This is a genomic window from Gordonia sp. PDNC005, from assembly GCF_016919385.1.
Lineage (GTDB): Bacteria > Actinomycetota > Actinomycetes > Mycobacteriales > Mycobacteriaceae > Gordonia.
The window spans coordinates 3,867,890-3,893,224 of sequence record NZ_CP070351.1 but is presented as its reverse complement, the minus strand read 5'-3'; the positions used below and the strand labels follow the sequence as shown (position 1 = coordinate 3,893,224).

Annotated in this window: 24 protein-coding genes and 1 pseudogene; 6 read left to right on the top strand and 19 right to left on the bottom strand. The window is 63.7% G+C overall.

Features of this window, described 5'->3' with window-relative positions; genetic code table 11:
- Positions 1-59 precede the first annotated feature (59 nt).
- Positions 60-1,607 carry an MFS transporter gene (locus JVX90_RS18775; RefSeq protein WP_205330164.1) on the bottom strand — a complete coding sequence of 516 codons (1,548 nt, stop codon included), beginning with the start codon at positions 1,605-1,607 and terminating at the stop codon, positions 60-62.
- Positions 1,607-2,158: a TetR family transcriptional regulator gene (locus JVX90_RS18770; protein ID WP_240193964.1), complete on the bottom strand. Its 552-nt coding sequence runs from the start codon at positions 2,156-2,158 to the stop codon at positions 1,607-1,609. Before JVX90_RS18770 ends, JVX90_RS18775 begins: the two co-directional genes overlap by 1 nt.
- Positions 2,159-2,290: 132 nt before the next feature.
- Between JVX90_RS18770 and JVX90_RS18765 the strand changes: the two genes are divergently transcribed.
- The 4 genes from JVX90_RS18765 to JVX90_RS18750 are packed head-to-tail and all read left to right on the top strand — an operon-like array spanning position 2,291 to position 6,776.
- Positions 2,291-4,195 carry an acyl-CoA dehydrogenase family protein gene (locus JVX90_RS18765; protein WP_205330162.1) on the top strand — a complete coding sequence of 635 codons (1,905 nt, stop codon included), beginning with the start codon at positions 2,291-2,293 and terminating at the stop codon, positions 4,193-4,195.
- Between the two features lie 16 nt (positions 4,196-4,211).
- Positions 4,212-5,189 (top strand): oxygenase MpaB family protein, encoded by a 978-nt coding sequence (locus tag JVX90_RS18760; protein WP_205330161.1) that lies wholly within the window; start codon positions 4,212-4,214, stop codon positions 5,187-5,189.
- Positions 5,190-5,231: 42 nt separating this feature from the next.
- Complete coding sequence (locus JVX90_RS18755) at positions 5,232-5,873, top strand: TetR/AcrR family transcriptional regulator (RefSeq protein ID WP_240193963.1); 642 nt, start codon at positions 5,232-5,234, stop codon at positions 5,871-5,873.
- 39 nt (positions 5,874-5,912) lie between these two features.
- A complete protein-coding gene (locus JVX90_RS18750; protein WP_205330160.1) occupies positions 5,913-6,776 on the top strand; it encodes an LLM class flavin-dependent oxidoreductase in 864 nt (287 codons plus the stop codon).
- A gap of 36 nt (positions 6,777-6,812) precedes the next feature.
- On the opposite strand, the gene JVX90_RS18745 is transcribed toward JVX90_RS18750, so the two are convergent.
- From JVX90_RS18745 to JVX90_RS18680, 14 genes are all read right to left on the bottom strand, one after another.
- The gene (locus JVX90_RS18745) at positions 6,813-7,346 is read right to left on the bottom strand and encodes a LuxR C-terminal-related transcriptional regulator (RefSeq protein ID WP_205330159.1); all 534 of its coding nucleotides are present in this window, start codon (positions 7,344-7,346) and stop codon (positions 6,813-6,815) included.
- Between the two features lie 299 nt (positions 7,347-7,645).
- A complete protein-coding gene (locus tag JVX90_RS18740) occupies positions 7,646-8,173 on the bottom strand; it encodes a hypothetical protein (RefSeq protein ID WP_205330158.1) in 528 nt (175 codons plus the stop codon).
- 249 nt (positions 8,174-8,422) lie between these two features.
- Entirely contained in the window at positions 8,423-9,136 is a 714-nt protein-coding gene (locus JVX90_RS18735; RefSeq protein WP_205330157.1) for a hypothetical protein, read from the bottom strand.
- Between the two features lie 749 nt (positions 9,137-9,885).
- Positions 9,886-11,229, bottom strand: a complete 1,344-nt coding sequence (locus JVX90_RS18730) for an MFS transporter (protein WP_205332499.1) — start codon at positions 11,227-11,229, stop codon at positions 9,886-9,888.
- Positions 11,230-11,246: 17 nt separating this feature from the next.
- Positions 11,247-12,134, bottom strand: a complete 888-nt coding sequence (locus tag JVX90_RS18725) for an aldo/keto reductase (protein ID WP_205330156.1) — start codon at positions 12,132-12,134, stop codon at positions 11,247-11,249.
- Positions 12,131-12,865: an SDR family oxidoreductase gene (locus JVX90_RS18720; protein ID WP_240193962.1), complete on the bottom strand. Its 735-nt coding sequence runs from the start codon at positions 12,863-12,865 to the stop codon at positions 12,131-12,133. The genes JVX90_RS18725 and JVX90_RS18720 overlap by 4 nt, the downstream gene beginning before the upstream one ends.
- On the bottom strand, positions 12,858-14,075 hold the full coding sequence (locus tag JVX90_RS18715) for a DegT/DnrJ/EryC1/StrS family aminotransferase (RefSeq protein ID WP_205330155.1): 1,218 nt from the start codon (positions 14,073-14,075) through the stop codon (positions 12,858-12,860). Before JVX90_RS18715 ends, JVX90_RS18720 begins: the two co-directional genes overlap by 8 nt.
- Positions 14,076-14,117: 42 nt before the next feature.
- Complete coding sequence (locus JVX90_RS18710) at positions 14,118-14,918, bottom strand: mycofactocin-coupled SDR family oxidoreductase (protein ID WP_240193961.1); 801 nt, start codon at positions 14,916-14,918, stop codon at positions 14,118-14,120.
- Positions 14,915-15,406 (bottom strand): VOC family protein, encoded by a 492-nt coding sequence (locus JVX90_RS18705; protein ID WP_205330154.1) that lies wholly within the window; start codon positions 15,404-15,406, stop codon positions 14,915-14,917. The genes JVX90_RS18710 and JVX90_RS18705 overlap by 4 nt, the downstream gene beginning before the upstream one ends.
- A gap of 203 nt (positions 15,407-15,609) precedes the next feature.
- Positions 15,610-16,212, bottom strand: coding sequence for a TetR/AcrR family transcriptional regulator (locus tag JVX90_RS18700; protein WP_205330153.1), 603 nt, complete (start codon positions 16,210-16,212; stop codon positions 15,610-15,612).
- A gap of 36 nt (positions 16,213-16,248) precedes the next feature.
- A complete protein-coding gene (locus JVX90_RS18695; RefSeq protein ID WP_205330152.1) occupies positions 16,249-17,169 on the bottom strand; it encodes an SDR family NAD(P)-dependent oxidoreductase in 921 nt (306 codons plus the stop codon).
- Positions 17,170-17,321: 152 nt separating this feature from the next.
- Entirely contained in the window at positions 17,322-17,939 is a 618-nt protein-coding gene (locus JVX90_RS18690; protein WP_205330151.1) for a TetR/AcrR family transcriptional regulator, read from the bottom strand.
- A 45-nt stretch (positions 17,940-17,984) separates the two neighbouring features.
- Positions 17,985-18,749: a hypothetical protein gene (locus tag JVX90_RS18685; protein ID WP_205330150.1), complete on the bottom strand. Its 765-nt coding sequence runs from the start codon at positions 18,747-18,749 to the stop codon at positions 17,985-17,987.
- Between the two features lie 266 nt (positions 18,750-19,015).
- On the bottom strand, positions 19,016-19,282 hold the full coding sequence (locus tag JVX90_RS18680) for a hypothetical protein (protein ID WP_205330149.1): 267 nt from the start codon (positions 19,280-19,282) through the stop codon (positions 19,016-19,018).
- Positions 19,283-19,531: 249 nt separating this feature from the next.
- Between JVX90_RS18680 and JVX90_RS18675 the strand changes: the two genes are divergently transcribed.
- Complete coding sequence (locus JVX90_RS18675) at positions 19,532-20,911, top strand: NAD(P)/FAD-dependent oxidoreductase (RefSeq protein ID WP_205330148.1); 1,380 nt, start codon at positions 19,532-19,534, stop codon at positions 20,909-20,911.
- On the opposite strand, the gene JVX90_RS18670 is transcribed toward JVX90_RS18675, so the two are convergent.
- The gene (locus JVX90_RS18670; RefSeq protein ID WP_205330147.1) at positions 20,872-21,492 is read right to left on the bottom strand and encodes a TetR family transcriptional regulator; all 621 of its coding nucleotides are present in this window, start codon (positions 21,490-21,492) and stop codon (positions 20,872-20,874) included. The genes JVX90_RS18675 and JVX90_RS18670 overlap by 40 nt on opposite strands.
- Before the next feature lie 129 nt (positions 21,493-21,621).
- Here JVX90_RS18670 and JVX90_RS18665 point away from each other — a divergent pair, with 129 nt between their 5' ends.
- Positions 21,622-22,542: an aldo/keto reductase gene (locus JVX90_RS18665; protein WP_240193960.1), complete on the top strand. Its 921-nt coding sequence runs from the start codon at positions 21,622-21,624 to the stop codon at positions 22,540-22,542.
- Positions 22,543-22,598: 56 nt separating this feature from the next.
- Here JVX90_RS18665 and JVX90_RS18660 read toward each other — a convergent pair.
- Both JVX90_RS18660 and JVX90_RS18655 read right to left on the bottom strand, forming a co-directional pair.
- Positions 22,599-23,036 (bottom strand): annotated as a pseudogene (locus JVX90_RS18660) (nitroreductase family deazaflavin-dependent oxidoreductase); the annotation flags it as partial.
- Positions 23,037-23,722: 686 nt separating this feature from the next.
- A complete protein-coding gene (locus JVX90_RS18655) occupies positions 23,723-24,271 on the bottom strand; it encodes a hypothetical protein (RefSeq protein WP_205330145.1) in 549 nt (182 codons plus the stop codon).
- Positions 24,272-25,335 lie beyond the last annotated feature (1,064 nt).

Sequence of the window (25,335 nt, the reverse complement as noted above, 5' to 3'; positions counted from 1 at the left end):
AGCGGGAACAGACCCCCAGAGCGGGGTCGATCCGCTGAGCGGTCGCGGTTAGACAGCGGTCAGTGACCGGCGTCGGCATCCAAGGTGGTTCCGCGCGGAACGACGAACCAGACCGTCAGCGCAACGCCGAGCATGATCAGGCCGCCTACCAGGCTGGTGACTTGCATCGATTCGGTGAACGCCTCCCCCGCCGCCTCCGCGACGTCAGGCAGTCCCACGGTGTTCGCGATGTCGACGGCTGCGCCGATCGATTCACGTGCCGGACCCGCCAACTCACCGGGCAGCTTGGCGAGTTCTCCCGACGAGTCGAGGTCGGCGCGGTACATGACGGACGCGACGCTGCCGAGGATCGCGACGCCGAGGACGCTTCCAACCTCGTACGAGGTCTCCTCCATCGCCGCGGCGTTCCCCGCTCGGTGCTCAGGACTACCCGACATGATGAGGACGGAACCGACGGCCAATGAACCGATACCCGCGCCCACCAGGCACAACGCGACCACGATCGACGCGTACGTCAATTCGCCTGGGATGAGGTAGATCATGATCATGCCGAGCCCGGACAGGCCGATGGCTCCGGCGAGGACAGCTCGCGGACCGATCATGCTCGCCAGCTTCGGAGCGATGAGCGATGCGCCTGCTGCGGCGAGCGCGAGCGGGATCAGCTTGACGCCGGTGGAGATGGGCGAGCTGCCCTCCACACTCTGCAGCCACTGAGCCAGCAGCAGCAGAGCCGCGGCCATCGCGAACATCGACCCGAGCGCACCAGCGATGCCGCCGGTGAACGGACGGCTGCGGAACAGTCCGACGTCGAGCATCGGATCGTCCTGCCGCAGGCTGCGTCGGACGAAGACCGTCAATGCGACCACGGCGAAGACGAAGACGATCCACGCAGACGGAACGGCGAGACTCGATTCCTTGCCGAATTTCTTGATCGACCACATCAGCGCGATCATGCCGCTGAACGACAGACCGATGGTCGGCCAGTCCCAGGCGCCCGGCTTGTCGGACACCGACTCCGGGAGTAGAAGCACGCCGGCGATGATGGCCAGGACCATCAGCGGAACGTTGACGAGGAACGCCGAATGCCACGAGAGGTTCTCGAGCAGAACACCGCCGACGAGGGGGCCGATGGCCGCACCGAGACCAGCGATCGCCGACCATAGCGCGAGCGCCATCGCGCGCTGCTTGGTGTCGGTGAAAATCGTTCTGATCAGCGACAACGTCGTCGGCATGATCATGGCGCCACCGATGCCGAGCATCGCGCGGATCGCGATGACCGCGCCGGGCGAGTCAGCGAACAACACCATCAGTGACGCCAGCGCGAAGATCGTGTAGCCGGTCAGCAGGAGTCGTTTGCGTCCCCAGCGGTCGGCGACGGCGCTCGACGCGACCAGGAGTCCCGCGAGGACGAGCGAGTACACGTCCACGATCCAGAGGAGTTGCTCTCCGGACGGCTGCAGTTCGCGCGACATGGTCGGCAGCGCGATGTTGAGGATCGTCATGTCCATGGTGATGACGAGCAGGCTCATGGAGAGCGTGATCGTCGCCGCCCATGCGCGGCGGGTCGAGATGGGCGGTCGGGCTGGTGGTGTCGTGATGTCGGTCATCAGGTGTCCTCAGGGTGATTCAGGAAGGGCGCAAAGGCTCGTTGCAGGTCGGCTTTGGAGACGGGGGCACCGCGGATGGCGGCGTGCACGCACGCGCCGTCGGAGATGATCGCGACAGCGAGCGCGTTGTCGCGGCCGATGTGTTCGGCGAGCGCTTCGATCATGCCGTCGGTCCACCGTCGGGCCAGCTCACGGACCTGCGGGTCGAATGTGGCCGTCGAGTTGAGCGCGGCGGCAGACGCGACGCTCCGCTGATCTGAGAGGTAGTCGAACAGATAGTCGACGAGTCGATCCGGAGCACCCGCCGGGTCGGCGACGAACTCGTCGCCGATCTGTTTCAAGGTGCGATCGATGTCTTCGACGTGAAAGGCCAGGGCCGCCTGGCGGAGGTCGTCGATGGAGGTGAAGTACGCCGTCGTCGACCCCAACGGAACCTCGGCGCGGGCAGCCACCAGTCGATGAGTCAATTTGCCCGGCCCCACTTCGGCGATCAGGTCGGCGGCGGCCTCGATGATCGCTTGACGTCGCGCCTGCGGATCGTGCTTCGCCATCGTCTCCTCCAATTCTGTACGTTTGTACATGTACGTTTGTACAGAATTTCCGAGCCGTCGGCAACTGAAATTTCCAGATCTCAATGCTACAGTCGCGTAGGAAATGATTCCTACACATTCGTAGGAACTACGATGAGATTGGGCGACGTGGACATTTTCAACCCCCGCACCTGCGAATTCACTGAGTTCGACGCCACAACCCGCCGCATGCTCGGCGCAACCGTCGACTACTTCGAAACGCTGGGAAAGCAGCGTCTGCTGGCTGAGAACAGAGATCGGATCTGGTACCAGGACTTCCTCGATTTCGTGAAGAGAGAGCGTCTGTTCGCCACATTCCTCACGCCTGCCGAGTTCGCGGACGGCGACCCGGACAAGCGGTGGGACACGGCACGCAACGCACGTCTGAGTCAGGTCCTCGGCTTCTACGGAATGCAGTATTGGTACGTCTGGCAAGTCACCGTCCTAGGACTCATGCCGATCTGGCAGAGCACGAACACGGAAGCACGCCGACGGGCTGCGATCCTTCTCGAGCAGGGCGAGATCTTCGCTTTCGGATTGTCCGAGCGGGCGCACGGCGCGGACGTGTACTCCACAGACATGCTCCTCGAGCCGCGACCGAACGGAGCCGGATTCACCGCGACAGGCGGCAAGTACTACATCGGCAACGGCAACCGCGCGGCAATGGTCTCGGTATTCGGTCGCCGCTCAGATGCATCGATCATCGACTCGTCGAGCACCGACCGACGACTGTCGGATGCCGAGTATTCCGGTTACATGTTCTTCGCCGCGGACTCTCGGGCCGACGAGTACAAGTTGCGCAAGAACGTCGTCGACTCGCAGATGTACGTAGCCGCGTTCGACCTCGAGGACTATCCCGTCGACGATGCCGACATCCTCCACACCGGTCGGGCGGCTTTCGACGCGGCGATGAACACAGTCAACGTCGGGAAGTTCAATCTCGGATTCGGCGCAATCGGCGCGTGCGAACACGCAATGTACGAGGCACTCACCCACGCCGATTCGCGCGTGCTGTTCGGACACCGAGTCACTGAGTTCCCGCAGGTCCGGGGTCTGGTGGCGGACAGTTACGCCCGCCTCGCCGGGATGAAGCTGTACAGCGAACGCGCCATCGACTACATGCGCTCCGCGCATCGAGACGACCGTCGGTACCTGCTGGTGAGTGCCATCGAGAAGATGTCGGTGACTCGAAACGGACAACGACTCTACGAGGACATCGCTGATGTCATCGCCGCGCGCGGATTCGAGAACGACATGTACTTCCCAGTCGGGCTGACGGCCATGTTCGGGTTGCCACGTCTCGAGGGAACAGTTCACGTGAACATGGCCCTCGCCCTCAAGTTCATGCCCGGATACATGTTCGATCCTTCCGACATCGGGCTCGCGGCGTTGGGCCGCCTTCCGTCGGCGATACCGACTTCGTCTGTCGCCGGGGCACTTCGCTGGGCGGGTCGGCACGCCGCAACCGCCGTCCCTCGCCTTCGGAAGGAGGTCGCGCGCATACCCACCACCGATGTGCCAAAACGCCGGGACGCGGCCGATGACACCTTCCTGTTCAACCAGGGCCCGAGCTCGGGTCTCGGCAACATCGTGTTTCCTGATTGGCGTCCGGTCTTCGAGCAGTTCTCGGAGATTCCGAACGTCGCAGTATTCCTCGACCAAGCACTGACATTCCAGTCGCTGCTCGCCGCGGCCGCGCCGACGTCCGATCAGCGCAGCGATGTCGATTTCCTCTTCGCGCTCGGTGAGCTGTTCACGTTGATCCCATATGCGCAGTTGATCCTTGAGCAGGCTCGGCTCCTGGGAACAGATCGTGATGTGCTGGATCACCTCTTTGATCTGCTGGTACGCGACTTCTCTCGCCACGCGGTGACCTTGAACGGCAAGCCTACGTCTACTCCTGCCCAGCAGCGCAGAGCGCTCGAACTCATCCGCCGCCCGATCGCCGACGACGACCGGACCGGGCGGGTGCTGGGACAGGCCAGGGAACTCGCCGGCGCCTACACAATGAACCCTTGAATCGACTGGAGCAGACATGACCACACACATCGACCGGCCGGCCTTCGACACACCGACCATGCCCCTCCGAAAGGTCGACAACGGCTTCTTCGGTCCCGACTCCCCCACCTGGAAGGTGTGGACGTCCCCCACTGCGCTCATCGGATTCCAGCGAGCGGTCACGTTGGAGCACTTCGACCCGGCGCTGACAGCATCCGTCGCCGACGTCGGCGGGATCTACACGGACCCGTATGGGCGCCTGGACCACACGTTCGCCTACTTTCTGGTGGTCGCCGTCGGCGACAGCAGAATGGCGGTGACCGCATCCGACCATCTCCTCAAGGTCCACGCCCAGTCGACCGGAGTCGATCCGATCACAGGGCGCCGGTACAGCGCCAACAACCCCGACTCACAGCTCTGGATCCACGTGACCGGCTGGCACTCGGTTCTCAAGTGCTACGAGATGTACGGGCCGGGCAGACTCACGGCAGAAGAAGAGGAGCGATACTGGGCCGACTGTGTGATCGCCGCCGAACTGCAGACCTGCCGCCCGTCTGACGTCCCCACCAATCGCGACGAGGTGCGAGAGTACTTCGAGGCGGTTCGGTCCGGACTCTGCGTCTCCGAACGTGCGCATCGGGGCATGCACTATCTCCTCCACACACCTATCGATCGGGGTCCCCGTGTGTGGGCGAGCAGCCGGATCGTCGCGCCTGCCGCCATCGCGACACTCCCCAAATGGATGCGCACGGTCGGCGGATTCGACCATTCCGCAATCGTCGACGCCGCCTATCCTCCGGCAGTCCGCGCCGCGGTAGGCCTGCTCCGTCGCGACCCCCAATTGACGAGTCGCCTGGTCCGACGTGCGATCGGCCCGATGACCGGTGCGCTGTACGCGCAGCATCTGTCATCTCCCTCGCCCGACAGCGCAGCAACGCCGACCGTCGCACACGCCCGGGAGATCTACCGATCCTCGCGCGGACCCGCACCCGAGAACGGCGTTCCCGTCGCGTAGTGTTCGACCGCAGATCGTTGGAGGAGTCAGGTCGCACCGGAGGTGAGCGTGACGTCGAGTCGAACCCGCGGCGGCTCGCGCAACCGGGCCGAGCACCTCGGTCCTGATCGGCGCCGGCCCCAGATTCTCGACGCGGCTTTGCAGATCGCGAACGAGGACGGAATCTCATCGGTCACGATCGCGTCAATCGCATCGTCGCTCGATGTCACTCGACCGGTTGTCTATGCGTGTTTCTCGAGTCGATCAGAGATCCTCGCGGCGCTGATCGATCGAGAAGAGCGGTACCTCGGCGAAGCACTTCCGGGGATCCTGCGCGCACGAGCGGTCGACGCCACCGAAGCGGTGTTCATCGAGGGTTTTCAGGCTCTACTGGCGGCCGTCGCCGCTCGACCTCAGGCGTGGAGACTCCTCTACGGCAATCCCGATGCTGAGGTCACCGAGTTGTTCGGCCGCGGCCGAGCGATCGTTGTCGAACGGTGCCGACAGTTGCTCGCCCCGACGCTCGACGCGTGGGGAACCGACGATGCGGAACGGAAGCTCTCCGCTCTCGTCGAGTTCTGGGTCTCGTCGGGAGAAGGCGCAGTCCGAACACTTCTCGGTTCGGACTCCGACCACTCGATGACCCCGCACGATCTCGGGGCGTTCATCGGAGCGGCCGTCTATCGGGGGATGCGTAGCGCGTGATCTCGTGTCGAGCCTGCCGACAGCGCTAGTCTCGACACCATGCGATACGGGATATGCATCCTCCCCGACATGCCGTGGCGCGATGCGCGTCCGTTGTGGCAGCGAGCCGAGGAGATGGGCTTGCACCATGCGTGGACGTACGACCACCTGGTGTGGGGCGGGCTGCCCGACGCGCGATGGTTCTCCTGCACGCCGACGCTCGCCGCGGCGGCAAGCGTGACCGACCGCATCAAGCTCGGAACGTACGTGATCTCCCCGAACTTCCGTCACCCGGTGAGCACCTCGCGCGAGGTCCAGACGATGGTGGACATCTCCGACGGACGACTGCTGCTCGGCCTAGGCGCGGGCGGGACTCCGGACGACGGTCTGCTCGGCCAAGCACCGCTGACGCCGAAGCAGAAGGTCGACCGATTCCAGGAGTTCACACTCCTGCTCGACCGCACCCTGCGGGAAGACCACGTGGACGCCGACGGCGACTACTACTCGGCACGCGACATGCGCCTGGTCGGAGGGGAGGTCCGCTCCCGCGTGCCGCTGATCCTCGCGGGTAACGGGCCACGGTCGGTTCGGTTCGCGGCCAGGACTGGCGATGCCTGGTTGACGACCGGACCGTCGACCGACAGTCTCGACGACTGGTTCGCGGCAGTCGCTTCCAACCACGCACTCGCCTCCGACACCGCGGCCGCCACCGGGCGAACGATCGACACCTATCTGAATCTGGCGAGCGCACCGGCGTCCGTGCTGGAGTCAGTCGGCCGATTCGACGAGATGGCCGGCCGCGCAGCCCACATCGGCTTCTCCGACATCATCGTCCACTGGCCGCGTGACGACGAGCCGTACCGCGGCGACGTGGCTGTTCTCGACGCTCTCGCTGAACGCGGTTTCGAGACGCATAGAGACTGAAACATCAGCGGTTGTTACGGCCGGAAGGGGCCTGCCTCAGCGAGGGCTCCGCCACATCTCGTGTGCACGCCGAATGAGATCGTCTCGGCTGGACAGTTCCAATGTGTGTCGGATTCCGGTAACCATTCGGTTGACTGCACTGGTCGTGATACCGAGTCGAGCTCCGATCTCCCCATTCGAGAGACCTAAACCAACCAGCTCGACGACTTCCACTTCCCTCGTCGAGAGACCACGAGTGAGGAATGCCCGCTGCCCGCGTCGTTGAATCTCTTCCATCAGAGCTGTCACGACTTGAGGCCCGATCATCTGTCGTCGGCGAATTATGGAGTCGAGCCGCGCTTTGACGTATGCCTGCGGCAGCGAAGACTGATCAATAGAGTGAACCCCGATCTCGATTGCCTGGAACACGAGCTGGGGATCGATCTCTCGAATCAAGAGTAGGCAATGAAAGTCTTTGGCGATAAGACCTTGACAGATCTCCAGTGCACCCCCTCTGGACCCAGGCGCATAAACAATCGCAACATTCACTTCGCCTTCCGCAACGGTCAGAGCCTCGTCGATGCTGACCAAGCGACTGAACTTCAGAATCCCTCGACTGCGGAGAGCTGCTTCAACCTCGTCGGACGCGTCATCCTCAAGTCCATGGAGGACCACGGAGGGGTACCGATCGCTTGTGGAGAGAAGATGGGTCTTTGAACGGAGAGACCCGCGGCCATCGCCTACGCAAGGTTCAGTCATGGTTCCGAACACACCTTCCTCACACGTCCGGCATTCGAGATCTCCTCACACGCTGACACGATCCGGAGGTGTCCATTCTTTCGACCGCCAATTGAACGATGCTCACGCCAATTCTTCACACGCTCATCACCTCAAGGTTTCGTCCAACTGATCATCTGAGATGTGATTCTCATGACGCATCGTTTCGCTTCCGCAATGGACGGACTCGATGCCGTCAGTGTGACCAGCCCGTTCGGACCGATCGCCGTCAGAATGAACAGGGCAGACGGCGATGTAGGGGTGATGGAGACTGAAGACCAGATAGCACGACCCAGGAGCTTTGTGGTGGTGACGCCGGCGCGGGGTGTCGGAGCCCCGATCGCGACGAGCTCTTGACGGACCTTCTCCGGCGTCGGCAAGGACTTCAACCGCACGTCGGTGACGATGTTGACTGTGGCCGTTTCCTCTTTTTGAGTGGGGCCGAAGAGCACCAGGTCCGCACCCTGAAGCAGCGATACGTATTGCTCAATCGTGAGGTTGCGCTCCGAAGCCAGTCTCTTCACTTCAGGCGCTACCGAATCCGGATCTGCCATTGCGTCGTGTACGTTGAGCGGCGTCCACCGCTCGGGGATCTTGATCAGCAGCCCTGCTTGTTCTGCGCGAACGTACCCTGGCGGCACGTCGTGGACGGAGGTGACGGCGGAGCCCGGTCCGGTGGACGATGATTCTGGAGGACCGGAACACGCGCCGAGAGGTACTACGACGGCGACTATCGCGGCCGCGGTGAGAGCACGGCTCGTTTGCGGGCTTTTATGGGGAACCATTCTGGATTTCTCGCTCGGTATACGGGGAAGTTGTCTGTTCCGCGACTCCCAATCCCGGGCCGCTGCAGTCAGTCCGGGATTGGGTTGCCGCCTGGGCGCTACTGCCTACTTCACGGTGTCGAGCACAGTGCTCAACCCGGCTTGTGCCTGCCTCGCAACGCTGCCGATTGATCGTTCGAGCTGCACAGAAGCGGCTTGCAGGTCAGCTCCGACAACGTCGGCGGCCTCCTCGACACGAGAGGCAATCGCCTGCTCCTGGCTGCTCTGCGAACCGGTCGGCGCCACAGCAGAAGCAGGGTTTCGCTGCGTATTGGCCGACGAGGCAGTCGCGTTGCGCACTGCCTCAGCCGACTTCGCGTTGCTGACTCGGTCCATACCTTCGCCGCGCCCCCATGTCTGGCCGAACCACAGTCCTAGTCCAGCACCGATGGCTCCACCGACGAGTGCACCGATGGGTGCAACCACCACGCCGGTAGGAAGGCCACTGACGACGCCACCCGCGACGGCACCGTAAGCACCACCGATGAAGGCGCCCGCCGCGCCGCCGATCACTCCGCCCAGAGCCGCACCGATGGGCATTCCGACAGCGCAACCGACAATGATGTACGGAAGTCCGACAACACAACCAAGAGCTGCACCGACCGCAGTGCCGATCACTGCTCCGGTGATACCAGCAGTTACCCCGATCCCGACGCCTGTGACGAAGCCGCCGACGACTGCTCCGGGAAGCCAGCCGACAGCACCCGCAACAGCTGCGCCCGCGCTCGCGCCGATCGCCGCCCCAATCGCCGCGCTGCGTTGGGCTTCCGCGTCGGCCACCTGCTGCACACGATCGTTACTCGTCGAATAGCTCGGCTTTGACGCAACCCTCGCTGCGACGACTGCGTTTCCGACGGTTGGCGCCTTGCTCTGGAGGGCCGCCGACACCACGTGCGCAGAGGACTGATCGACAGCAGCATGCGACGTTGACGCTACGGCCGCCGAGGCCTCCGCCGCATGGGAGCTCGGGGCAACCAGTGCGGCGGCCAGCCCCAGAGCTACGACGCCGCCAATTCGGAGTCTGCGCTTCCTGCTGAGAGTAACGGAATCATCGCCCGTTCTTATATGCATTGCAAGTGCTCTCTTTCTTGAAGAATGGAATGAAGGAGGGCGTCCCCACCGTCGTCAACCAAACACGCGCATATAACAAGGAGTCAAACGTCCGATACCGACATTTCCCCCTATCTCCGAGCTTTACACATGCGATGTGAGTAGAGAAACCGGGCTCTGCTCTGCCCGATTTGGTCGCAGCCGAAAGCTAAAGTGCCTCGTAGCACTTGAAATCAACCACGAAGGGACTAAAGGCCCTATGAAAGCAGGGATGTAAGCCATCTTCCGTAGGGCCCGAAACCATTACCGGATCGATGCCAGTTGATTAAACTCGACGGGTTGACCCCAATCACAGAGCGACCGTCAAGCACGCGATGCCGGACATTCCTCAACAATCATCTACGTGCCGACTCTCGTTTGTCGCTGAGACAATCACCAAGACGAAGCCCGCGCCTGGTGCAGTCTCGCCGGTCCTTAGGTCAGACCGACGTCGACGAGATCTCGGAGGTGAGGTCGCGACCGCGCGATTCCCGAAGCTGCGAGATGCCGGCGATGGTGATCGCGGCGCCCGCGACCATCAGCAGGCTCAACGGAATGCTGGAGTCGTCGTTCAGGTCCACCAGCCACGCCGCGATCATCGGAGTGAAGCCTGCGCCGAGGAGGCTGGCCATCTGGTAACCCATCGACACGCCCGTGTACCGGACACCCGTTCCGAACATCTCCGACAGCATCGGCGCGAGCGGCGCGTACAGGGCGTTCTGCATGACCATCGCGATCATCAGACCGATGGTCAAGACGAAGACCGAACCGCTCCCGACCATCGCATAGAGCGGGAACGCGAAGACGATCGCGCCGACGGCTCCGGCCAGGCTGACCGTGCGCCTGCCGAGACGATCCGACAGTGCAGAGAAGAGCGGAATGCAGACCAACGCCGTGAACGAGGTGAACAGCAGAGTCCGGACCACATCCGACTTGTCGTATCCGACAGCGGGCCCGTACGCGAGGATGTGCGAGCTGATCAACGCGGTCATGACAAACGGTCCGATGCCGACGGCGGTCGCCAGGATCAGGGCTCGGGGCCGGCGGAGGACTTGCAGCGCAGGAATCCTCTGGCTCTTGACCGCCGACGCCTCCTCCACAGCCTGCGCGAACACTGGGCTCTCCACCACGCTCAGCCGCACGTAGAGACCGATCGCGAGGAGGATCGCGCTGATCAGGAACGGGATTCGCCACCCCCAGAGCGTGAAGCTCTCGTCCGGCAACGCGGTCACCGCCAGGACGGCGACCGTGGAAGCGAGGGAACCGAGCGGTGACCCCATCTGCATGATGCCGGCGAGTCTGCCGCGCTTGTCCGGTTCGGCGTGCTCGATGACCATGAGCGCAGCACCGCCCCATTCGCCGCCCACCGCAACGCCTTGCACGAGTCGAAGGACGACGAGCAGGATCGGCGCCGCGATTCCGATCGTGTGAAAGGTCGGGAGCACGCCGATGAGGAAGCTCGCCCCACCCATCAACGACATCGACAGGATCAACATCGACTTGCGGCCGAGCCGGTCCCCGAAGTGTCCGAACAGGATTCCCCCGAGGGGTCGTGCCACGTAACCTGCCGCGAGAGTGCCGAATGCGGCGATCGTCGACACCGCCCCGTTCGACGACGGAAAGTACAGCCGACCGAAAACGAGGGCCGCCATCGTGCTGTACAGCAGGAAGTCGTAGTACTCGATGACGGTGCCGAGAAGACTCGACATGACGACGCGCCTCACCTGTCCGTGCTGGTCGTGCACTGTCTCGTCGGTCGACGTTGATGATTGGAATTCGCTCATGGGATTCGTGGTCATGGTCAGTTCTCTTTCTCTGGTGGCGGACCGTCGAGCAACACCATGTCGTCGGCGGACAGTGGCAAGTCGAGTGCGCCGAACGAGTCGATGACCGACTCCGGCCGGGACGCGCCCGGGATGGGAATCACCGCCGACGAGCGGTGGAGCTGCCAGGCGAGCGCCACTCGGTGGACACTCACCCCGTGTCGGCGCGCGACAGTCTCGAAAGGCGAACCTTGATCACCCATGGATTTGGCACGGCGCATTCCGCCGAACGGGCCCCACGACAGGAAGGCAAGGCCACGACGTTCGCACTCGGCCACCTCCGGCTCGGACGACCGGAATCCGGGGGAGTATTCGTTCTCGACGGCGACGAGTGCATCGCCGAGGATCTGGCTCGCCACCGCGATCTGCGCGGGGTTCGCGTTCGAGATCCCGACTCGTCGCACCAGTCCCTCGTCCCAAAGGGCTCGCATCGCGAGCATCGACTCCTCGTACGGCAACTGCGGATCGGGCCGATGATGGAGGTACAGCGGCAACGGGTCCAGGCCCAGCCGCCGGACGGATGCGATGCACGCCTCACGAAGGTGGCGGTGGCCGCCGTCGATCCACCAGGTGTCGTCGGTGAACCGCAGGTGCCCGCCTTTGGTGGCGACCACAACGTCGTCGGTGGAACCGGACCACGTACGCAACGCGTCGGCGAGCGCTAGCTCGTTCACGCCGGCCTCCGCGCCTGCCGGTCCGTACACATCGGCGGTGTCGAAGAATCGCATCCCGACGTCCAGCGCAGTGTGGACGGTCCGCCGCCCCTGCTCGACATCGAAGCCGGGGACCTGGGTGATCGTCATCGCGCCGAAGCCGACGGCAGGCACAACGAGGTCCCCGACAGCTCGAGTACCGGACGGCGTCATCGTCCGACAGCCGTCCACCCGCCGTCGACCGGCATCGCCACTCCGGTCACGAAGGTCGCGTCGAGCGCCAGATGCTCGATGCTGCGCGCCATCTCTTCCGGACGACACAGCCGGCCGAGGGGACTTCGGGCTTCGACCTCGGACACGTCGTATCCCTGGTCGATCATCTCCTGGACCATCGGGGTCAGGGTGTGACCGGGTGCGACGCTGTTGACCCGGATGTGCGGGGCCCACTCGATCGCGAGGTTGCGACTGAGCTGCTCGACGGCCGCTTTTGCGGTTCCGTAGTCGGCCTGCTTCGCCCAGCCGCCGTAGGCGGTCGTCGACGACAGCGTGACGATCGCACCCGGTCGCCTGGCCGCGAGCAGTGGCCGCGCGAATGCGGTCGCGACGAGGAGAGTTCCGGTGACGTGAACGTCGAACACCCGACGGAACGTGTCCGGGTCGAGATCGACTGCAGGCAGGAACTCTCCCCGGATCCCGTGGCTGGTGACCAGCACGTCAGGTGTCGGCTGACCTGCGGAGCACGCCGCCATCGCCGACTCGACCGCGGCTCGATCGGTGACGTCCACGGACAGGTACTGAACGCCATCCTGCGGGTCCGACGGATCGGCCCGATCGAAGACCGTCACGGCCAGACCCCGGTCTCGGAGTCGGGAGACGACCGCCGCGCCGATCCCGCTCGCTCCCCCGGTCACCACCGCGTGACGGAATACGACCACGTCAGACACGGGCCTGGACCCGAGGAGCGGCGAAAGCATGAATGCTCGCGACCACGTGATCGAGTTCCTCGTCGCTCATACCGTGGCTCATGCCGAGCGACATGCCGCGCTCGAACACCTCGTCGGCGTTGGGGAGGCCGCCCTCGGGGATGTGGTATTCGACGTTCCGCATCATCGGGTGTCGGGTGACGTTGCCGCTCCACACGGTTCGCGTGTCGATGCCCGCCGACTCCAACGACTCCTGCAGGTCCGAACGGGCGAAGCCCGCGTCCTCGCGGATGGTGATCGGGTAGCAGAGCCACGCGGTGTGAAAGCCGTCGAGCTGACGCGGCAGCCGGAACAGTTCCGGGTAGGCGCCGAAGGCTTCGGAGAACGCTTCGAAGATCTCGGCGCGACGCGCGTAGTTGGTGTCGAGCTTGCTCAGTTGCACCAGCCCGAACGCGGCGCCCAGCTCGGACGGTTCGAAGTTCCACGGCAGGACGTCGAAGATGAAGTCGTTGTCGTAGTCGACGCCGTCGAGTTCCTCCCGGAAGACGCGTCCTTCGCCGGCCGAGCCGAACAGGTGCGGCTCACTGCGACGACCCCATCGGCGGAGCATGAGCCCCTTGTCGCGGAGCTTCTCGTCGTCCAGGCAGACCATGCCGCCGTTGCCCGCACACGTGATGATGTGCGCCATCGCGAAGCTCGTGACCGTGATGTCCGAACGCGAGCCCGTCTTGGTGCCGCGCAGCGTGGTGCCGATGCAGTCGCACGAGTCTTCGATCACCTTGAGGCCGTGCTTGTCGGCGAGTGCGCGGATCGCATCCCAGTCTGGGGCGTTCCCGGCGAGGTTGGGCACCAGGATCGCGCCGGTCCGCGGAGTGATCAACTCCTCGATCTTCGACACGTCGACGTTGTAGGTGTCGGGTTCGACGTCGACGAAGACCGGGATCCATCCGCCGCGCACGATCGGCGACACGTCGGTGGAGAACGTCAACGGCGAGGTGATGACCTCCGCGCCCTTCGGCAGGTCGAGCAGTTCAAGAGCGAGATAGAGCGCGGACGATCCCGAGTTGCACATCAAGCCCAGCTTCTTGCCGTAGAGGTCGGCGACACGACTCTCCATCTCGGCGACGTTCTTGCCGATCTTCATGGCGTACGGGCCGCCGCGCAGCACTTCGAGGCAGGCCTCGATCTCGCGCTCGTCGTGGACGCTGCGGGCATAGATGACTCGAGTCATGGGAGGTCTCCTGTGTGGGGTGAGAAATGTGTCGGGTGTTTGTCAGCGGATGGTGGAGCCCGCGTCGACGGGGAGGGTGACGCCGGTGATGTACCTGGCGTCGTCGGACGCGAGAAACATCAAGGCTCGGGTCACGTCGACGGCGTCGATGCGGTCGACAGGCAGCGAGTTCATGAAGATGGGACCGAGGTCGGGGCGCTGCTCCAGGAGTTTCGGAAGCACGGCGGAGTGCCCCTGCGGGGTGTCGACGCCGGTCGGGTTGATCATGTTCACGCGGATGCCACGATCGGACAGTTCGAGGGCGAGGGAACGGCACAGTCCGACGAGGGCGTGCTTGGCGGCGACGTACGGCGCGTAGAACGGCAGACCGACCGTGCTGCCCGTTGACCCGGTGATGACGATGTTGCCGCCACCGCCGAGATCAAGATGCGGGATGGCAGCCGCGCAGGTGTTCCAGACGCCGGTCAGGTTGACGTCGATGGTGGTCTGCCAGATCTCGTCCGTGACTTCGTCGTGCGGCTGAACGGTGCAGATCGACGCGTTGGCGACCACGACGTCGAGTCCGCCGAAGAGGTCCACTCCGTGTTCGATCACGGCCTCGAGCGCATTACGATCACGCACGTCGACGCGGGCGGAGTGGATGCGTCCGCCCGCAGCCTCGACCAGGCGGACCGTCTCGGCGAGCCCTTCGGGCGTCCCCATCGGGTAGTCGACGATGTCGAGTTGAGTGCACGAGTCGACGGCGATGACACGGGCACCCGCCTCGGCCATCGCAACGGCATGGCTTCGTCCTTGGCTCTGCGCGGCTCCGGTGATCAGGACCGTCTTGCCTGCCATCATCATGCGGTCACCGCCTCGCCGAACAGGCGTGTCGTGATCCTGCGTTCGGTCGCGGCGTCGAGCAGCTCGATCGTGAGCCCGAACGCGTCACGGTGATAGGCGGTGCCGACCGGACAGGTTCCGTCACGCTCGCCGCCCATCCACAGCGGTGCGCCGCGCCGTGACAGTTCACGCGAAGCGGCAGGCACGTCGTCGACGACAAATCCCAGATGATGCACCGCCGGACCGACAGTCCAGACCGACGATTGCGGGACCGCCCGCAAGAGTTCGATGTGCGGTGGGCCCTGGACGGACAGACCGAGACGCTGGACGGTCACCTGCTCTGCGCCGTCGACACGGCACCGGTACTCGGACTCGTCGCCGACAGTGATGTCGAGGCCGTACATCTCGGCGAAGTGGGCGGCTGCCCCCTGGATGTCGGCGACAACAACGCCGACGTGGTGCAACCGTCCGAGATCGAACGCGAACGCGTTGGGGTCGATCGGGATCATACGACGACCACATCCTCTCCATGGTTGGTCGTGCAGTTGCGATCACCCGATTGAATGATCGTTCAAAGGCATCATCGCCAAACCGACAAAGACTTGTCAATAGCAATCAATGAATCAATTTGAACGATCATTCAACCGCATGGCGCGCACGACTGACCGCCCGAACGCGAACATCGCCGCGCCGGGTGGAAGTCCTGGTCAGGTCAGGAGGGCCGGTTCGCCATACCGTCGAGGAAGACGGCGAGGCAGTGATCGGACAGCTCGTCCAGAGGATAGGATTCGTCGTCCTTGCGCCAATAGACGCTGAACCACACGGCGTCGCGCAGGAAGCGATGGAAGACCTTCGTCGGAACGTCTCGGCGAAGGGTTCCATCGTCTTTTCCCGCCTCGATCGCGGTGAGCCAGATCGACTGGATCTCGTCGGTCACGTCGCGGGCGTGCTCGTAGTCGCGCATCCTCCGCAGGTTGGGGAACTCGGCGTGATAGATCTTCGTCTCGTCGGGACGAGCGGCTCCGGTCGCGAGCGAGACATCGACGATCGCCTTGAGCCTTGGGCGGGGTTCAAGACCGTCGAGCCCCGCCGCGCGGTAGTCGGCGAGCAGATCGGTCAGGTACCCGGTGATCAGGTCTCGAGCGATGGCGCTCTTGGACGGGAAGTAGTGGTACAGCGCGCCGGGGTTCAGCCCGACGCGCTCGCCGATCTCGCGTACCGACGTGGCCTCGATGCCGCGGGTCGCGAACAATGCCGCCGCAGCGGCCAGGATGTCGGCCCGTCGACCGTTCACAGCGGCCTTCTCGGTGGTCACATCGAATCAGAGTAGTCGTGAGCGGCCAGCGGAGGATCAGTCCACCGACACCCTCGCGCCCACCGTCTCACCGATGCCGTCGGGACGGATGTTCGGATTCGACCACGACGGCGGCTCGAGCCTCGGCAGCACGCTAGTGCCGTCGAGACTGTGCACGTCCAGCTCGGTGTCCCACGGGTAGTGGAGGCTGAACGCGACCAGCCCCGTCCGCTCGGACGCCGGCTGCACACACATGGCGAGCACCGTCTCAGCCAAGTACTCGACGGGCTCTGTCTCGAAGCCCTCCGGAATCAGAGCTGCGGCGCCGGGAGTCATAATCGCCGTAGACGGTCCCACGACGTTGACCGCGATGTTGTCGTCGACCAGCTCGGCGGCGAGGCCTTGCGAGAATCGATGCAGCGCCGCCTTCATCGACGCGTAGATCACGTCTCCGGCATCCTTGTTGTAGTCCCGGAAGGGACGGATCGGATCGAGTCCCGTCGACGATCCGATGTTGACGATCCAGCCCGCTCCGGCCGCCCGCATATGCGGAAGGGCCGCTTGCGACAAGGCGAACGGCGCCCGGAGATAGTGCTCGACCGTGCGGTCGAACGTCGCCATCGACATGTCGGAGACCACCGAGTAATCGGCGTATCCCGCGTTGTTGACCAGGATGTCCAAGCGACCTGTCTGCTCGACGGTCTCGCGCACGAGTCGTTCCCTGTCGGTGGGATCGCTGATGTCGGCGGTGATCACAACAGCCCGGCCTCCGACCGCCTCGATCAGCGCCGCCGTCTCGTCCACCGTTCCGGGCAACGACGTCGCGGTGTCGGCACGAACCGACGGTGACACGCCCGAGGATCGTGCGCTGACCACAACAGTGGCTCCCTCTGCCGCCAATCGTTGCGCGATCCCCCGACCGATCCCTCGACTGCTGCCGGTGATCAACGCCGTCTTTCCGGCCAATGCGGACGCCATTGCGTCTCCTCTCATCTCACGACGAGATCGGACTGCCCGCCTCCTCGTGCACCTGAGAGTGGGCCGCACGAGCCTCGGTGACTACCGCCTGATCCCATCCTCCGGGAGATGACGGAAGACGTCCCGACTCAGACGCGGCGACTCCTGCTGCGCTACTGAGAGTCTTGGTCCGACAACAGCCCCGTGACCATCGCAACCAGCACCTGTTCCATCTGGTCTCGGTAGCCCGGACGTTCCGGGTCCTCTGCATATGTCACGGCACCGTCGAATACCAGCTCGAGGACCATCCTCGCCGCGACAGCGACGTCGATTCCGTCTCGCAGCGATCCGTCGGCAGACGCGTTCTCGAATATCGATTGAACGAAGGGAACCGACTTCCGTTGCTGGATCTCGCGACGGCGAGCCTCCCCTATGGCCTGTCCGGCCTGGCGAGAGAGTTCTCGCAGTTCAGGGTCTGCCGAATAGGCGTTGAGTACGGCCGCGATGGCTCCGTGGATGGCCTGGCGTGGAGTGACGCCCTCGGGCATCACCTCGACGATCGACTCGAGCGCTGCACTGCATCGAGATTCGAAGACCGCCGCGAACAGTCCTGGCTTGTCCGCGAAGTGGTGGTACACCGCGCCTTTGCTGACACGTGCGACTCGACCGATCTCGTCCAAGCCGGTGTCGGCATAGCCGTTGTTGATGAAGGAGTCGGCTGCTGCCTCCAGGATCGCCTGCTTCGTGAGTTCCGCATACTCAGCCCGACGCGAACGCGTTCCATCAACCATGTCTGGCAGCGTACCGAAGTGGGCTGTCGATAAACGTCTGCCATCTCATGGTTTGGTCGGGTTCATCCTCTGTGGCGGCCCGGCTGACGTGCCCGACAGATCGTCACGCAACGCCACCAGCGCCTCGGTCCGAATGCCATGTGTGTCTCCGAGGACGATCCAGTCGTCGAGCATTGTCGTCGTCTGATGCGTGTGGGACCCGAAATGGCCTCGGAGATAGAAGTCGATGTCGACGGGTGCCACGACGCCCACCGCCCGCAGCCCGATCCCGGCGATGACGGGTCTCACAGATCTCGGCGCGTCGACACCGTACGCTGCCGCGACCGCTCGACCCGCCTCGTCGGCGGCAGCAGCACCCGACCGCAGCGCACGGTGACGGCCCTTCGGGTGGAAGTCGACCGACTGCAGCGCCGCGACCAACGGCATCACCGCAGCGGCAGCGATGAGGCCCGACGACACCGGACCGCTTGCAACCCACCGCTCGTCGCCGAACAGGTCCTGTGCGATCTCGCCGCCCGCCGGTTCGGCGACAGTGAAGCGTGATGAACCCGGCTGCCACCACTGAGTGACTGCACCGGAGTTCTGGGCCAAGACGTTCGGCGTGATGACCGCCCACCGACGTTCACCGGCCACGTCCCGCAATGCCTCGATCTCAGACGGGACCTGCGAGACCGAGGCGAGGACAACGTCCGGGCCTGCCGAGCGGAACAGGTCGGTGACGTCCGGTTCCGTCACCGGCGCCGTGCTGATCACGATGTCCCAGTCGTCGGCGTCGACACCGCCCACCGGCCACAGTTCAACGCGTCGCACACATGGGGACTGAATCCCGCGGAGCCGCGACCTCGCACGGACCGTCCTGACGTCGAGCATTCCCGTAGACTCTCGCACTCCAAGAGCCACTCGAGCATTCGGCACGATCGAGGTCGCAAGCAGGCGCCCGACCGGCCCACTGCCGATGATCAGAACCCGTGGACCTTCACCAACACCGTTCACATACGAAAGTATGTCACAGCTCGAACGTATCTATCCTTGTCCGCGTCAGCACAGATTGCCGAGGAACCGTCACCGCGAAAGGCTCAGCGCGATCCACGCGCCTTCGCAGCATTTGCGGCGAGGTACGCGCCGTAAAGACCGAGGCCCACAAAGCCCGCCTTCCGAGTCATTGGGACCGCGATCGCCACGCCGATCAGCGTCTCGGCGGTGCCGTTCACCTGAATGGCCTTCGCCGTGTCGTCGGGGAACGCGGGCGCTGTGATGCCGTGGAACAGACTCGGCGCCACGAAGTGGGCGACGCCGGTCGCGGCCAGTCCGATTCCGCCGATGGTGATCAGTCGTTCCGACATTCCGGTCTCACTCTCGTTCGCGGCGCCGTCGACGACGGCGGCTCGTAGACCTGTCTACCCGAACTCGCACCCCACAGGGACGCCCCCGGTGAACTCATTCGTCCCGCCGCAAACCTCCCAATCCTAGTGAACGGCGTGAGTTTGACTTCAGCGAGTGCCCCTACAGACAGTAGATGGACCTGAGAACAGGTTCCGGCCCGCTGACGGGCCGGTGAGCCGAGGGAGATTCTCTCGGTTGGAAAGGTAGTCGTGCAGCGGAAGAGGATCGCGATCATCGGCGCGGGGCCGAGCGGAATGGCAGCCCTGCGAGCGTTCAAGTCGGCAGAACGAGGCGGCACCGACGTGCCCGACGTCGTCTGTTACGAGAAGCAGGACGACTGGGGAGGACAGTGGAACTTCTCGTGGCGCACCGGAACCGACAGGTACGGCGAGCCCGTCCACTCCAGCATGTATCGCAACCTCTGGTCGAACGGTCCGAAGGAGGCGCTCGAGTTCGCCGAGTACACCTTCGACCAGCACTTCGGCCGCCCCATCTCGTCGTACCCGCCGCGTGAAGTCCTATGGGACTACATCAACGGCCGCGCCGTCGAGTCGGGGGTCAAAGACTCCGTGCGATTCGCACACGCCGTGCGTCATGTCGAGTTCGACGAGCAGTCGGAGAGCTTCACTGTCACCGTCGATGATCTGCGGAACAAGGAGACGCTCACCGAGGCCTTCGACGAGGTCATCGTCGCGACCGGGCACTTCTCGTTCCCGAATGTCCCCGACTTCGAGGGCATCGGCACGTTCCCCGGTGAGGTGATCCACGCGCACGAGTTCCGCGGCGCCGAACGTTTCGCCGGACAGCGGCTGCTCCTCATCGGCGGCTCCTACTCGGCCGAGGACATCGGCATCCAGTCGCACAAGATGGGCGCCCGCCAGGTCACGATGAGCTACCGGACGCAGCCACAGGGGTTCGCCTGGCCCGACGGTGTCGACGAGGTCCCGGAGGTCGCGCGGTTCGACGGATCGGTGGCCCACTTCATTGACGGGACGTCACGCGAGTTCGACGCCGTGGTGCTGTGCACCGGATACCTGCACCACTACCCGTTCCTGCCGCACGAGTCGCGCATCGACTCCCCGAACAATCTCTATCCCGACGGCCTGTACCGCGGCGTCACATGGCAGAAGAACCCGCGCCTGCACTACCTCGGCGCACAAGATCAGTGGTTCACGTTCAACATGTTCGACGCGCAGGCATGGTTCGTCCGCGACCTGATCCTCGGACGCTTCGCTCTCCCCGACGCCGAGGAGCGTCAAGTTCACATGAACGAGTGGAAGGCCACCTACGCGGCAGTCGCGACCGACGAAGCCGCGGTTCGCTTCCAGGCCGACTACATCCGCGACCTCATCGAGCAGACGGACTACCCGATGTTCGACCTCGACGAAGTCGTCGACACCTTCCTCGCATGGAAGGCCGACAAGAAGGTCGACATCCTCACCTACCGGGACAAGGCGTACCCCTCGGTGATGACTGGAACCATGGCGACTGTTCACCACACCGCGTGGATGGACGAGCTCGACGACTCCCGCGAGCGGTACCTCTCGACTCAACTCGACGCTGACGAGGCGTCGGAATCGGTGGTCTGAGCAGGAGGTCCACCGACCGGGAACAGCCTCTCGACAGCGTCGACGATCGCTTGACGCCGCGCCGCTGAGAACGCAGCGCCCGCGTCGGTGTCGATGCTCGGCAATCCCGGCTGGTCAACCCACGCCGACGCGAGACGGTTGACGAAGACGAGCACGTCCAACGGATCCCAGGTGGGATCGATCAGACCGTTGTGCTGCGCCTCACGCAGCACAACGGTCTTTCTGCGCGCCGTTTCCCGTGCGGTGTCGTCAGTGCTCGATAACTCCAGCTCTCCCCACCGCATGAGACGTCGACTGTGCGGGTGTTCGACGAAGTAGTCGTGCAGACGCCCGGCGTACGCCGGCAGGTCGGCCGGATCGAGCCGGGTCGCTTCGGCGACAGCATCCAACTCCCGTGCCGAGACGAAGCGATACAGCTCTTCCTTGCTCCGGAAGTACGCGTACACGCGTTCCTTACTCGTCTTTGCCGCCTTCGCGATCCGATCGATCCGGGCCGCGCCGATCCCGTGATCTGCGAATTCGACGGTCGCCGCACCGATGATGCGGTCGCGAGTGGACTCGGATCGACTGTCGGACGGCATGGCGTCACAGTACCAACCAAACTGTTCGGTTTGACTCTCGCCCAACCCGGGCCTACCGTCAAACCAAACCGTTCGGTTCGAACTGGAGAGCAGATGCAGTCACGTGAGATAGGCAACCAAGGCCTTCGAATGTCGGAGATCGGATACGGCTCGATGGGGGTCGCCGTCGGCTACGGCACCACGGACGTCGACGAAGCCGTCGCCGCGATCCGCCGGGCGCACGACCTCGGCGTCACCCACTTCGACACCGCCGAGATGTATGGATGGGGAGCGGGCGAACGGCTGGTCGGCCGCGCGATCAAGCCGTTCCGTGAGAACGTCACGGTCGCCACCAAGTTCGGCATGACAAAACAGTTCGGCGTCGACTCGCACCCGGACCACATCCGTCGCGTCGTGGATGCGAGCCTTCTCAACTTGGACGTCGACTACATCGACGTCCTGTACCAGCATCGCCTCGATCCGGCTGTCCCGATCGAGGACGTCGTCGGTGTGATGGGCGAGTTGGTCGACGCCGGCAAGGTCCGGTACCTCGGGCTGTCGGAAGCGACACCCGACGCGCTCCGGGCAGCACATGCCGTTCATCCGATCTCAGTTCTTCAGACCGAGTTCTCGATCTTCGCCCAAGACGCGCTGCCGCTCTTTCCGCTGCTCGACGAACTCGGGATCGGCTTCATCGCCTATGCACCCCTCGCACGCGGTTTCCTGACCGGAGCACCTCGTCCGGCCGCAGGCTACGAACGTGGCGACTTCCGGACCTTCATGGAGTGGTGGAACAAGGCGAACTACTCGAGCAACCTCGGGATCGTCGAGCGTCTGACTGCGATCGGAGAATCTCGGGGCGTGAGTCTCCCCCAGTTGGCCCTGTCGTGGGTCCTCGCGCAGGGCGACTTCATCGTCCCGATCCCCGGCTCCCGGAATCCCGACCGCGTCGCCGAGAACATCGCTGCAGCCGACCTGAAGCTGACAGACGTCGATCTCCGTCTAATCTCCGACGCCGCACCGCATGGCGCACACGGAGACCGCGGCACCCCGTCGCCCTGGCTCGGGTAGCCCCGACCACCGACTTCCATCGCGGCCGAGACCTTCCTATCGAGCGTCGATCCGGACACCGCGCATCGACCGGCGAGGGCTTCGAACTCGTCAGGGCGTCCTTCCGTGACCAGGCCGGAGCTCCGCATGAACTCGACTCCGGTGGGTACCAACGTCGGGAACTGTCGCAGCAGAGGTCGCGACAGCTCCACCGACATCTCGACCAACCGGACGGGCGTCGATCGCTTCCCGAGACCCACGGTCGCATCGGGCTGCGCCTGAGCATTTCGCACCCAATCCGCGCCGGGAAAACCGCCGACGATGTACCGGTGGCCGTCGACTGTCATCGGCGTCACGGGAGTCCGACGCTGTTTGCCCGATTTCCGGCCGACGGTCGTCAAGATCAGCGGGCCATTGTCGCCGCCCACCCCCAGACGACCGAGCAGGATCATCACTTTGTTGATGGGCTTGAGCCACCACGGGGGTGTAGGGTTCCGCGCCATCGCCACGGTCATCTCACTCTCATCTGCCACTGAACTGCGTCAACCAACCTACCGACAGCGTCCACGCCCTGGGCGTCCGTTTCCGCTCATGAACAGTTCATCAGCGGGAAGCGACGCGTGCGTCGTCGGTACCGCAGCTCTGACCCGCATCATGGCCATACCGCGAGTCGAACAATTGCTTCGCATCATCATGCCGTTCCTGGCAGCCGCCCCAACACAACCCGCAGGACGACACCGAACAGAACCACCCCGATGACCGGGCAGTTCCGTCCAGCCGCGTTCAGATGACGCCGAGGTGTCTTAGGGCAGTGACAGAATGAGCCACGACGCTCGTGGTTCCGCTGGTGAGTAAGGCGAAGAGCGCACAGCTTCGGAGAGGTTAGGTGGTCTCGTGATCGTCGACTGGGAAGTCAACGCACCGGAGTGGATCGCGGAGCTACCACGTGAACGGAGGGGATATCCGATACCCGCAGAGGTGTCTTGGAGGGGCGATACGCCAGTATTGAGTTCGACGGACATCGCGCGGTCCCTTATCTTAGCGGTTAACCGACGCTGTGCTGTATGTGGTCATGAGCTTCCCCCGGAATCCCCCTGCTATAGGGCGTTCTCGCAGGCGGACGCCGCGCAAATGAGAATGCACGAGCGTGAGCGGTCTATGGATTACGGAGGGCCAGCGCACCACTCCCAAAAACGACCGGTCAGCCCCCGTAGCTGCCGTTGACAAATGGCGTTTCCCAATCACCATCAGTACCACCAACCCGCAGAAATACCTCGAGAAACCGATCTATGCCCGACCCCAGGTGTACCCAGTTTTCTCTGCGGTCCCCCGATTCACCCGTAACCATCCAGCCCTCTTCAGGCGAGAAGACGAGGAGCCAATCATACCCTTGAAACTCACCTAAGATGAAGTCGTCATCGTGGAAGAACTCCTCGCCAACTTCATGGTCAATCGAAATCCCCTCAGAAGCGACTCGGCTTTCGGTCGGCGAGAGAATCCTCAAACCGTCCGAGCCCTCACGGAAAAGCAGGACCGCAGACGTTACCTGCGACCAGAATTCCACCAACACCTGCGGCAATGAACGTCCAGACCATTCATTCTCTATGTCACGCAGTTCGGCCGGCCCTGCATATTGCGTGACGACGACATACTGGTACCCCCCCAGCTGCCTTTCATCCGCAGCAGGATACCGCGCAAGTACTGATACAATATCCGATCGCCTATCATCACTAGTTTCCATACTGGTCAAACCACCTACTGTAGATGTTATGAATTTCCCTCGGCAGCGGAATCAGATTGTTGAAGTCATTCGTTCCACCGAATTCTCTCGGAATTATATGATGCACTTCCCACCCGTCGAAATTCGGGTTCCCCTCGGGCACAGGATACCCTCGGCTAATCCACTCATTGAGGAAAGGCTTTCTCCATCCGCCCTTTGCGCGAAGGTCCGGGGAAACTCGCTCCATGTTCGGTCGTGGCGGATGAGGAATCGGCATCCCTGTCCGGGGATCTATTACCTTCGGGTAAGGAACCCCCAGCTTGTTGACGGGCGGATACGGGTGGTCCGGTGTGTCAGGCCATTCGACGGTTGGCAACGGCTGGAACTCTGGCTGCCCTTCGCCCGGCTCGAGTTTGCCTGTCCCAGGCCATGTCGAACGCTTAAGCATGGCGGGTTGTATACCTTACTGGCGCTTGGACCGCACGGCTACGCCCGCAGTCTCCAGAACGATGTCGTCGCCGAAGTGTGCGCAAGGCCATGTCGAAGTCGCCTAGTCAGCGACGAGCGACGGGGTAGATTCTCGATCCTCGTTGAAACCCGCTCGACATCCTCGTTTCGTCAATTGACTCATCAGGGGCAGAACATCCAGGGCCCGACCGGATCCGATCAACGAGCCAGGTGCCTCGTTGCGCGCCGCGTGGCGATCGGGACGGCGGTCGATCGCCTGTTCCCCGTGCCTGCTCTGGTTTCCGGTGACTATTGAAGCCTGGGCTGGGTCTGGTTCTCGTCGTCGAAATCACCTACACCAAAACCGCCCAACCCCAGGTAGCGGTCACGACGCGTGATATACGAATGCGGTAATGATCATGTCGACGATCCGATCAGGGTCTTCGCCCGCTGCCAACCAGCCGACCGGCGAAATCGCTCGACCATCCAACGATAGATCTGGATGACCAGTCTGCATGAACCATGCCACGGACGTCAGAGACGCCGTCGTCGGGAACGCTGGTGCCACCTGCGCCCAGCCGGAGAGTTGTCGCGGAGGGTTGATCTGTGCGCAGCGCGTGCTCGCGCCTCTTCGAGACCGGGCCCCT

What these genes read in the sequence shown, in the direction of transcription:
- JVX90_RS18730 (WP_205332499.1), bottom strand. Translation starts at nt 11,229, where the DNA reads ATGAGCGAATTCCAATCATCAACGTCGACCGACGAGACAGTGCACGAC.
- JVX90_RS18695 (WP_205330152.1), bottom strand. Translation starts at nt 17,169, where the DNA reads ATGGCGTCCGCATTGGCCGGAAAGACGGCGTTGATCACCGGCAGCAGT.
- JVX90_RS18725 (WP_205330156.1), bottom strand. Translation starts at nt 12,134, where the DNA reads ATGACGCCGTCCGGTACTCGAGCTGTCGGGGACCTCGTTGTGCCTGCC.
- JVX90_RS18705 (WP_205330154.1), bottom strand. Translation starts at nt 15,406, where the DNA reads ATGATCCCGATCGACCCCAACGCGTTCGCGTTCGATCTCGGACGGTTG.
- JVX90_RS18710 (WP_240193961.1), bottom strand. Translation starts at nt 14,918, where the DNA reads ATGATGATGGCAGGCAAGACGGTCCTGATCACCGGAGCCGCGCAGAGC.
- JVX90_RS18715 (WP_205330155.1), bottom strand. Translation starts at nt 14,075, where the DNA reads ATGACTCGAGTCATCTATGCCCGCAGCGTCCACGACGAGCGCGAGATC.
- JVX90_RS18775 (WP_205330164.1), bottom strand. Translation starts at nt 1,607, where the DNA reads ATGACCGACATCACGACACCACCAGCCCGACCGCCCATCTCGACCCGC.
- JVX90_RS18690 (WP_205330151.1), bottom strand. Translation starts at nt 17,939, where the DNA reads ATGGTTGATGGAACGCGTTCGCGTCGGGCTGAGTATGCGGAACTCACG.
- JVX90_RS18760 (WP_205330161.1), top strand. Translation starts at nt 4,212, where the DNA reads ATGACCACACACATCGACCGGCCGGCCTTCGACACACCGACCATGCCC.
- JVX90_RS18750 (WP_205330160.1), top strand. Translation starts at nt 5,913, where the DNA reads ATGCGATACGGGATATGCATCCTCCCCGACATGCCGTGGCGCGATGCG.
- JVX90_RS18765 (WP_205330162.1), top strand. Translation starts at nt 2,291, where the DNA reads ATGAGATTGGGCGACGTGGACATTTTCAACCCCCGCACCTGCGAATTC.
- JVX90_RS18665 (WP_240193960.1), top strand. Translation starts at nt 21,622, where the DNA reads ATGTCGGAGATCGGATACGGCTCGATGGGGGTCGCCGTCGGCTACGGC.
- JVX90_RS18770 (WP_240193964.1), bottom strand. Translation starts at nt 2,158, where the DNA reads ATGGCGAAGCACGATCCGCAGGCGCGACGTCAAGCGATCATCGAGGCC.
- JVX90_RS18670 (WP_205330147.1), bottom strand. Translation starts at nt 21,492, where the DNA reads ATGCCGTCCGACAGTCGATCCGAGTCCACTCGCGACCGCATCATCGGT.
- JVX90_RS18680 (WP_205330149.1), bottom strand. Translation starts at nt 19,282, where the DNA reads ATGTCGGAACGACTGATCACCATCGGCGGAATCGGACTGGCCGCGACC.